The sequence below is a fragment of the Emticicia fontis genome (assembly GCF_054779675.1).
Genome location: NZ_BAAGXU010000004.1, coordinates 329,760 through 339,987, shown reverse-complemented (window position 1 = coordinate 339,987; position 10,228 = coordinate 329,760). Strand labels below are relative to the sequence as shown.

At 38.8% G+C, this 10,228-nt stretch carries 9 protein-coding genes; 5 read left to right on the top strand and 4 right to left on the bottom strand.

Annotated features, from left to right (window positions below):
- Positions 1-221 precede the first annotated feature (221 nt).
- Both ACYVFA_RS03970 and ACYVFA_RS03965 read left to right on the top strand, forming a co-directional pair.
- Positions 222-1,496, top strand: coding sequence for an Hsp70 family protein (locus ACYVFA_RS03970; RefSeq protein ID WP_460470498.1), 1,275 nt, complete (start codon positions 222-224; stop codon positions 1,494-1,496).
- 129 nt (positions 1,497-1,625) lie between these two features.
- Positions 1,626-2,903 (top strand): tail fiber domain-containing protein, encoded by a 1,278-nt coding sequence (locus tag ACYVFA_RS03965; protein WP_460470497.1) that lies wholly within the window; start codon positions 1,626-1,628, stop codon positions 2,901-2,903.
- A 63-nt stretch (positions 2,904-2,966) separates the two neighbouring features.
- Here the strand turns inward: ACYVFA_RS03965 and ACYVFA_RS03960 are convergent, their stop codons facing one another.
- Both ACYVFA_RS03960 and ACYVFA_RS03955 read right to left on the bottom strand, forming a co-directional pair.
- On the bottom strand, positions 2,967-4,271 hold the full coding sequence (locus ACYVFA_RS03960; RefSeq protein WP_460470496.1) for a hypothetical protein: 1,305 nt from the start codon (positions 4,269-4,271) through the stop codon (positions 2,967-2,969).
- A gap of 8 nt (positions 4,272-4,279) precedes the next feature.
- Positions 4,280-6,598: a TonB-dependent receptor gene (locus ACYVFA_RS03955; RefSeq protein WP_460470495.1), complete on the bottom strand. Its 2,319-nt coding sequence runs from the start codon at positions 6,596-6,598 to the stop codon at positions 4,280-4,282.
- Positions 6,599-6,690: 92 nt separating this feature from the next.
- On the opposite strand from ACYVFA_RS03955, the gene ACYVFA_RS03950 reads away from it, so the two are divergent.
- From ACYVFA_RS03950 to ACYVFA_RS03940, 3 genes are read left to right on the top strand one after another with little or no spacing between them, the layout of a single operon-like run.
- The gene (locus ACYVFA_RS03950) at positions 6,691-6,945 is read left to right on the top strand and encodes a hypothetical protein (protein WP_460470494.1); all 255 of its coding nucleotides are present in this window, start codon (positions 6,691-6,693) and stop codon (positions 6,943-6,945) included.
- A 24-nt stretch (positions 6,946-6,969) separates the two neighbouring features.
- Positions 6,970-7,257: a hypothetical protein gene (locus ACYVFA_RS03945; protein ID WP_460470493.1), complete on the top strand. Its 288-nt coding sequence runs from the start codon at positions 6,970-6,972 to the stop codon at positions 7,255-7,257.
- A gap of 5 nt (positions 7,258-7,262) precedes the next feature.
- On the top strand, positions 7,263-8,873 hold the full coding sequence (locus ACYVFA_RS03940) for a PepSY-associated TM helix domain-containing protein (RefSeq protein ID WP_460470492.1): 1,611 nt from the start codon (positions 7,263-7,265) through the stop codon (positions 8,871-8,873).
- 121 nt (positions 8,874-8,994) lie between these two features.
- Here the strand turns inward: ACYVFA_RS03940 and ACYVFA_RS03935 are convergent, their stop codons facing one another.
- Positions 8,995-9,627 (bottom strand): DNA-3-methyladenine glycosylase family protein, encoded by a 633-nt coding sequence (locus ACYVFA_RS03935; protein ID WP_460470491.1) that lies wholly within the window; start codon positions 9,625-9,627, stop codon positions 8,995-8,997.
- Between the two features lie 64 nt (positions 9,628-9,691).
- Entirely contained in the window at positions 9,692-10,207 is a 516-nt protein-coding gene (locus ACYVFA_RS03930) for a methylated-DNA--[protein]-cysteine S-methyltransferase (protein ID WP_460470490.1), read from the bottom strand.
- Between the last annotated feature and the right edge of the window lie 21 nt (positions 10,208-10,228).

Genomic DNA, 10,228 nt, shown 5'->3' with positions numbered 1-10,228 from the left:
CTATAAAATTAACTATGAACTATAGAAATTATAAAGCATCATACATTTAGAAACATAACCCCATTTTAGGTTATATGTAGGTACTTCCAAATTTAAATTAAAATGCTAAGCGATTAATACTATTCTCCGCAATTACTCAATTTTATTCTACCCAATGAAACTTTTTCCATCAGATTATCCGTTATGTCTTTCCCCACTAATATTTCATTGAAATTTCAATCATGAGTCAGTTTATTTACGGAATTGATTTTGGCACTACCAACTCTGCCCTGGTTATTCTTGATACTACAACCAACAACGTCGTTAAGTTATTCACTACTCCCTCATTACTGTTTTTCCCGGAGATGAAGAGTGCAGGTGAGGAAATCACTTTTTCGATAGGTAATGAAGCCATAGAACGCTATGTAGAAAACCGAAGACGCGGACGTTTCATGAAGTCTATTAAAAAGGTATTGCCTAATAAAAGCTTCATTGATACGGTTATTGGTTATAAAAGATATAAAGCAGAAGATTTAGTTTCGCTAATCCTGATTTACTTGAAAAAACAAGCGGATGAGTTTTTAGGCGAAAATGTGACTACTGCCGTAATAGGTCGTCCGGTGGTTTTCGATGAAAATCCTGAAAAAGATGCTTTGGCACAAGAGCGTTTATCAAAAGCTGCCCGCATAGCCGGATTCACCGATTTCTATTTCCAGATGGAGCCTATCGGGGCTGCCTTTACCTATGAACGCCAGATAAAAAAAGAAGAACTGGTATTAGTGGCCGATTTTGGTGGCGGTACTTCCGATTTTTCTTTGATGCGCCTGAACCCTGAAGCTGTTAATCAGGCCGATAGAGGAGCGGATATGATTGCACAAGGTGGGGTTTACATCGGCGGCGATAGTTTCGACTCTGATATTATGTGGCACAAAGGCACTTCACATTTTGGCAGAGGTGTGAAAGAAGAAATAACTCCCGGCAAATTAATAGACTTACCTTTATCTTATTTCCAGAACATCTGCTCATGGGAGAAAATGAACTTTCTAGATACGCTGCGTATGCGAATCAATATCAGTAAATCTTATGGATTTACCGGAAAAAATCCAAGAGTCAAAAACCTATTGACATTGATAGAAGATAACTTAGGTTATGTTCTTTTCAAACAAATAGAAAAAAGCAAAATTGCATTAACACACAGTGACGAAACCTCATTTGAGTTTAATCAGAATGAAATCGACTTCAAAGAGTCTATCACGATAGATGATTTTGAGCAGGAAATCATCAACAAGAATCTGGATAAAATTGAAGAATACCTGATGGCATTTTTAGAAAAATACCAGATTAGCCAGCAGGATATTGATGTGATTTTTATGACGGGTGGTACCTCAATGGTAAGACCTTTGAAGAATATATTCGTAAAGCGCTTTGGTGAAGACAAGATTAAATCAGGCGATAACTTTAATAGTGTCGCGATGGGTCTGGCTTATAGTTATAAGGTCGTTTCTGCCAATAATTAATTAAAAATCTTCTGAAAGCCATGACTTATGCCGGAGGCCGCCTAATAAAATTATAGGCAGGTTTTCCGGCAAATGTTTTTATTGCCCTAATAAAATCCTTATTTTCAGTCAGTTAAAACACATACTGATATGAAAAAATCAATTTTACTCCTTTTGATTAGTACTCATGTTGCCCTATCGCAGGGCAATTACTATCTGCACAATAATTCCAGCAGTGTTACTATTCTACCAAGCCAGATAAGCGCGAAACACCCATCAGGAGAGTTCAATACAGCTGTAGGGGAAGACGCCTTAAAAGTAAATACCCGTGACGGAAATACGGCAGTAGGCCGCAGAGCACTCTACAATAATGCGAGCACGCCAGATTTAGCCGGTGATAATAATACGGCCATTGGTGTTTATTCTTTATTATCTAATACCAGCGGTAACTCTAATATAGGAATTGGCAATAGCAGTTTATATGCCAATACAGTAGGCTACTGGAATATAGCTATCGGAAATAACGCCTTGGATGAGAATGTCGGTGGTTATACCAATGTGGCCATTGGCTATGATGCTGTGGGCAGAGCAACCAGCGCCAACTATAATACAGCCGTTGGTACGTATGCTATGCGCTATATTGCTGGTGGGTATAATACAGCCCTGGGCGGAAACGCCCTCGCAGGCAATGGTTCTATTACCTCAAATGGTGATTTAAATGTAGCCATAGGCTATGCGGCTTCGCAAAGTAATACTTCTGGGTACAATAATGTTTCTCTAGGATACCAGGCACTATTTAGCAATACTTCCGGAAGCGGCAATGTAGCTATCGGCTATCAGGCAGGCTATGCTGAAACTGGTAGTAATAGACTATACATTGACAATACCACTACTACATCTCCTCTTATTGGAGGCAATTTTTCTAGTGGTAAGGTAGGCATTAACCGCAGTATGGCTAATCTTGACTCAAGAACTGAAAATTTTCAGGTACAGGGCACTGCCTATATCACAGGTAATATTTGTGCAGCCAGTTATAACTGCCTATCAGATTTACGCTATAAAAAGAACATCACCCGTTTGCAAAATTCATTGACCCATGTGCTGACACTTCGCGGAGTCAATTATGACTGGCGTATAGAAGAATTCCCTGAGCAAGCATTCACTACCCAACGTCAGACAGGCTTTATTGCGCAGGAATTAGAGCAAATTTATCCAGAGATGGTAACAACAGATACCAAAGGCTTTAAATCAGTTGATTATGCACGCCTGACACCCGTTTTAGTGGAAGCCATGAAAGAATTGCATGAGAAAATTGTAGCTTTAGAGAAAGGTAATGAGGCCTTAAAAACAGAGAATACGCAATTGAAGAAACAGAATGATTCCTTTGAGGCTCGTTTACAGAGTTTGGAGAAGGAGAGAATAAAATAAGTGAAGAGCGAACGGAGTTTTCAAACTCCCTTCCCCACTGTTGGAGAAGGGATAGGGATGGGGTTATTTCGTCAATTTCACCAAATTAGTAGCCAATCCACCTGCAGTTACATCAAATAATTTCTTACTTGTTCCTGTAGCCGGATCGTGCTCATAATACCCATTCATTTTCAGGTCTTCATTGTAGGTTTGTAAATATACTTTGCCGTTATGAACACTCGTGCTTGGATAAGCAAACCCTGCGGTTAATGGAATATCCTGAATAATTGTTACGGTTTGAGCGTTCAAATCCAGTTTTGCCCAACGTTGATTAGCTCCATAGAAAGCCAGTTTTCTCAATTGTGCGTATTCTGTCTCTGTAATTGTTCCGGCAGCTAATTTACCAATCAAGGCAAGCAAAGCTGGTGGGTCTTGCTGGCCAGAGATACAAGCATAAGCAATGCCATTTGAATAATATACACCGCCCAGAATCAATTGGAATAATAGGTTACTTTGTCCTACTTTATCAACAGGATTAAATGCATAGTTCAAATCAAACTCTGTTGTTCCTGCGGGGATTTTCAAGATTTTTGGTCGTGAGCTTTTCTTTGAGGTTGGCCCTAATTGTCCATCAAGGCCATATTGTCCTTGTGTAATCAAGAAGATATTTCCTTGTTCGTCAATCAGTGGGTTTTCCATCCCTCTCGAAATCGGATAAGTAGCATTTGGGAAAGTCAAAGTTTTTTCCCATTGATTAGTGCCTAGATTCACTACTTCCGCATACACATCTACAGCATCATAAAACGCACCGGTATTGAAATCGTCAACTACGGCAAATAGGAATAGCTTATTGTCTTGTTTTCTATATACAATATGCGAATAGTTCTCTCTTGAAAGACCTGTAGATTTTGCTTTCGACATATCTACATCGGCAATTTTCTGCATAGTAGTTGGATTGAAAAGAGTTACGCCTTTCTTATCCCATGTAGTATATACGCCCAGATTGTCTGAGATAATTAAAACCTGATTCAACGTAGTTAATAAGGGCAATGATGCCACTTCAACCACCGTTCCTGTTTGTTTCGAAACTGCTAGCTTTGCCAATACATTTTCACCTTTCAGGTTATTGCTGAAGATAAAATTCTTCCAAACCGCTCTTGGATAAAAGTAATTATAGCTTGATTTAGTAGTCAAATCAATATTACCCGATGGCAAAGTTGAATAATAACCAGCATAATAACTAAATCCGGCAGTGGTTTCAGAGGTAGAAGCCACCAGGTAACCATCTTCATAATAAGGCGATTCTTCTGCTGGGGTAGTGGGATCATCAGACTTACAGGCGATTACAAAGCTGGCTAGTAAGGCAACAAATAATAGTTTAATTTTCATTGTATTAGTTAAAATTTAGTTAATTCATATATCAGTTTCACATTGAAGTTGGTACCTGCTCTTGGTACCAGGAAATTATCGTATAGGTCAGCATTCAATACATTCAGTACATTGATAGACGCCGTCAGATTTTGTTTAGGAAATTTATAAGAGCAGCCTATATCAAGTCTATGTTGCACAGGTACAAACGAATCAGGGGTAGTTTTGATGCTATTGTTTTTACCTATCAGAATATGGTTGAAAGGCGCTACATAATTGTAGAAAGCATAAGCTCTGAAAAGCGAATTTTTAATACCGAAGCTATTCTTCTGCCAGGCAAACTCAACATTACCAAAGAAATTGGGGTTGTTAGGGAAAGCAGCGCCTACCAGATATTGATTCCGCGGGTCTTTTACTGCCGTAAAGTTTTTACGCATAAACGTAATGTTTGTGCTTAAGCTAAAAGCTTTATTATATCTTACCGTAGCCTCACCTTCTACACCCAGTGTTCTTACCTGATCAGCATTTTCGTAAACCCGGGCAACACCTGAGCCCAGGAATATAATATCGTTCTGACGGCGATAAAAGCCATTGATTGTGCTTGATAGGGTAAGTATATGGTCTGATTTATCGAGATAAGAAATGCCAGCATTCAGGTTATTACTGCTTTCCGGCATCAGGTTAGTATTGCGCAAAATATCGGCGCCATTACCTACAAACTGAAAAAACTGTGGAATAAGATAGCCTTTTTCATAAGAGACACGGGCAAAAAGATTGTCTTTGATGTCGTATTTCAAGCCCACATTCCAACCCCAGAAACCATCCTTTTTCTTTACCATCGCGAAAGTATTATTCTCTGCCCCATTCAGGATAAAGTCAAAGCGTTTGATGGCAGTAGAGAAGGTAAAATGAGAGAAGTAAATACCTTCATATTGAACACCCGAAATATTTTTTGTTAAAGATTGAGGGATACGCAGATAATCTTTTTCTATATCCTTTTCTAAATGATCTGTCCCTTTCAGGCGTTGATACGCGTATAGGTTTGAAGCGAGAAGTTTATGATTAGGAGCTAGTTGTACTATCAGGCTACTTCTGTTAATTAAACTACGGCTATAATTATCAGTCAATTGGTCGGCCGTATATTCACCCGGCGTATTACGGCCTACAATTTTCCCACTCCAGCTATATACGTTAGAAGTCGTATCTCTATAATTTAACAGCTGGTCACTGAAATTACCAATAGTTCTGAAAATCACTTTTTCGTTCAGGAACGATTTATCATATTTCAGAGTAGTTGCGATGTTTTCAGCATGATATTCTACTTCTCCGAAAGGGATATGTGAAATCCTCGCGCCATTCTGTAATTGCTTATAGCCTTTCGAATAATTAAGGGTCAGTCTTAATTCATCTGCCCAGGATTTACTATGTACTCCGGCAGTGATGCCTCCATAGAAAAACTGAAACTTATCATGAAAGCGTCTTACTTCTTCTATTTTATTGTTTTCATATAGCAAAGCTTTCATTTTATAATCATTATCTGAATGATTATAGGCAGCCGAGAGATTCAAGAAGTAGTTTTGCTTATTAGTCAATCCCAGATTAATATCGGCCAGATGGGTATTGAATGAGCCTACATTATAAGAAGCACGTAGCGAGTTATGAGATTTTTGTTCAGTAATAATATTGATTCCTCCACCCAAAGCATCAGTGCCAACATCAACAGGCAAAACACCTTTATAAATATCTAATCGTTTTACGTTGCCAATAGGCAGGGTTGAAATATCGAAGTTAGGATACAATAGTTCCATAGGAATGCCATCAATATATACCCGGATGGCATCTCCTCTAAGACCATTAATGGATATATCTGAACGATCACCTAAAGAACTCGAACGACGGATTCTTACGCCTGACACGCGGTCGATTACGTCAGTCAGCAATACATTCTGGCTAATGACATTTTTTATCTCAATACTTTTAATAGCAATAGGTTTGGTTTCCTGTACGCGGCTTTGTCTTTCCTGCGTCACCACTACTTCCTGCAATTCGGTATCAGTGCTTTTCATCACAAATTCTTCGAACAACGAAGTACCATTTACTTTAATAGATTTTTCGACAGTCTGAAAACCGATTGAACTGGCTATCAGCACATACTCGCCTTTGGCTATTCCTTTGATTTCAAATCTTCCGCTGCTATCACTTAATACAGCTTTATTTGTACTTTTTAAAGATACACTTACATAAGAAACGGGCTCTCCTGAAACACCCTTTATCTGACCTTTGATAGAAACATTCTGTGCCAGCAAATAATATGGTGTAAGTAATAATAAGAATAAAGGTATTTTCATTCGTGTTTGGTTTGAAATGCAAATGTATTATTTTTATTTGGATTTAGTCTAAATAAATATAATATTTGCATAATTAAAATTCAGACCACTCTATGATTGCTATCTTGTTGATAACAACAGGCACGTTCTTGTACTATTCGAAGTCGAAGTATTTCCCTAAAAGTATAAAAGTCTTAAAAAGTAATACTTGGCTGAATCTCTTTTTTATACTAGCCGGAACCGGATTACTCATTGCAGACTGGGGCTGGGCAAGCGGACTATTGCTCGCCTTATGTATATATATGTTGGCTCTTATGGTCTTACAACTGGCATTAGTTGTAAGAGAACGCCTTAGCAGTAAATCCTAAACTATTATTTATCTCGTATTAAACATGCCTGCCAAAAAGGAATATTTAACCAGCCCCGGACAAAGAGCTATTAAAATCGCAACCGCAATTTTAGGCGGCTATTTTTTATCAATTACTTTTCATCTATTCATTGCTGCTTTATTGCCAGGCGAAGGGCGAAACATCGTAATGCTTACCTCAACATTTACACTTTTCTTGTTGTGGGGCATTCTGATGATTTTGCCCTTTTTGTCTAAAAGTGCCTGGAAAATATTGGGGCTTTATATACTACTCACTATTATTTTTTCAATCATTATTTATCTTACTCGCTGATTATCATGAAACTAGGTGGACTACCTAACAGAGCTTATAATATTGTATTTCATACCCATACGATTTCGGGTATAGTTATTAGCTTCGCGCTCTACGTGATATTTTTTGCAGGTGCCTTTACACTTTTCCGCGATGAGTTTTATCAGTGGGAAGATGCCAAAGCCAGACAGCCCATAACAACAGCAGTCAACTACGATGCTTTGGTCGAAAACCTGAAGAAAGAACAACCCGCTTTTAATCTGGATGATGATATGTATTTGTATCTGCCAACGAAACATAAGCCGCGTGTAGGCTTCTTTGGGCATATCGTTACAAAAGACAAAACGGTGGAAGACCATTTTCATGGAGAATTCTATCCACAAACGAATGAATTGCATATAGGAGAACCTCCAACCACTATCGGCGAAACGCTTTACCGCCTTCACTTCTTCGATCAGGTTCCTTTTTATATTGGCCGATATCTGGCAGGCTTTGTGGCATTATTTTTTGTATTTGCCGTATTAACAGGTGTGCTGATTCATTGGAGAAATATTGTCAGTAAATTCTATGGCTTCTCTCTCAAAGGCTCATTAAAACAAATCTGGACAAGCTCACATACTGTTTTCGGTTTATTAGGCTTGCCTTTTCAGTTAATGTATGCCATTACCGGAGCTTACTATATTCTGTCTATACTGATATTATTACCCGTTGTATTTATCTTCTTCGGTGGAGACCAGAAGAAAGTCTTAGCCATGCTAAGGCCAAATGATGCCGTTGTGCTCAATGAGAAATCTCCTTTAACTACTCAAAACAGAAGTATCAACCAGACGCTGGATCAGATAAGAGCAAAATATCCGGGTTTTGAGGTGCAGACCGTTAATATTAAACATTATAGCCGCGAAGACGCCCTCTTATCTGTTTATGGTAAAGACCCATCCTATTTTTCAGGAGACGGCGCTATGGCTATCAGCCTGAAAGATGGCAAAGCCCTGGTAGAAATGATGCCTGGCAAGAAAACCTATGTACAATCAGTACTATACGGCATTGCAGGTGTGCACTTTGCTACATTTGGCGGAACACTCTTAAAAATTGTATATTTCTTTTTAGCCATTGTTACCTGCTTTGTAATCATAAGTGGAGTCTTATTATGGAAAGAAGCCCGGAATAAGAAAAATTACACAGCCAAGCAGAAGCTATTCCATCATCGGGTAACGATGAGTTATCTGGCTATTTGCTTTGGTTTGTTTCCGGCATTACCCATTTTGTTTATGGCCGAAAGATTAGTGCCAGGTAGTTTAGAAAATCATATTTCATTGGTCAATACCACCTTTTTCTTATCGTGGCTATTCTTTACTATCATTGGTCTGTTCTGGAAAACCGAAGCCAATCTCACTCGCAATTACTTATATGCAGGTGGTATCCTTTCTTTAGGCGTGCCCTTAGTCAATGGCTTTATGACTGGTGACTGGTTCTGGAAAACGCTTGCTAATCAACAATATTTTGTAGCAGGCACAGACTTGTCGTGGCTGGTAACAGGTATACTCTGCGTAAGTATTGCTTTCAGATTCTGGAAAAAGCCAACTGATAAAGTGGTAACAACTCTAGCTTATGAAGAAGAGACTGTTTCAAAAAGATAATACTGATAATTGCTGTTGAAAAGTTAGTTTTCTAGAATCTATTGAGTAATTCACAATTATCAAGCACTAAGCTATCATTTAATGCTTGATAATTGCATTTTTTAGTCACTCTCATCATTAGTTATTTCTTTCTGGAGTTAGAAAGGTAATAATGCCAAAGAATCATACTGGCTACCGACCGGAGTGGTTTCCAGCGCTCACTGATTTCGAGAATATCCTCTCTTGTCACAGAAGTATCAAGTTGCTTCAGACGTTTTATTGCATTTACGGCAGCCAGATCACCAATCGGGAAAATATCTGCTCGTTGTAGCGTAAACATCAGATATACATCAATAGTCCAGTTACCAATACCTTTCAGATTGATGAGTATTTTGCGTACCTCATCATTAGGCATTTCCGCCAGGGCTCCAAGATTGATTTCTCCATTTTTTATAGCCGTGGCCAGTCCTCTTATATAAATCATTTTTTGTCGACTCACAAAACAAGCCCTCATTTCCTCATCAGTCAGGAGAAGAATTTCTTCCGGACTAATCTGCCCGACTTTCTCTTTCAGCTTATGGAGAGTAGCCAAAGCCGATGCCAATGAAACCTGTTGCTCCAGAATAATATGTACAAGCGTTTCAAAAGTATTTTCCCGTGTCCACATAGGCGGATAGCCATGCGCACTTAGAATTGTTCGCAAGTCATCATCCTGAGCGGCTACATACTCACATAGCTCATGATAATTTTCAAGATTGAAAGTTTCTGGTAGCATGATAGATTCATTGTTTTACGATGTTTTTGTGGCGCGAACCTCCGGTTCGCGCCACAAGTATTGACTAATCAAAAAGCGTCGGTGTGCGAATTCCATTTTCCAGATAAAGTAGCGTAGGTTTATTTTCCAAACCACCTGCAAAACCCACCAGTTTCCCTGATGCACCTACTACTCTGTGACAAGGAACAATAATAGAGATAGGATTCTTATTTAAAGCCCCACCAACTGCCCGCACAGCCTTTATATCTCCAAGCAAGCGCGCAAGCTCTCCATAAGATTTAGTTAGGCCATACGGAATTGCCATTAAGGCTTCCCAGACTCTAACCTGAAACTCAGTCCCTCTAAAATCAAGTGGAATATCGAAAACTCTTCTCTTTTTCTCAAAATACTCTTTCAATTGTTGCTCAGTTTGCAACAGTATTGGGGCATTATCATTTCTTATAGCATCGGGCAGTTTTGTTCTTTTATAATCTTCACCCTCCCACAAGATAGCTACAAGACCAGAATGGCTAGCAATCAATCTGATAAATCCTACGGGTGACTGTATATCTTTATAAACCAGTACTGTATCCTCTTTCATTTGATTTTTATCCGATAATTG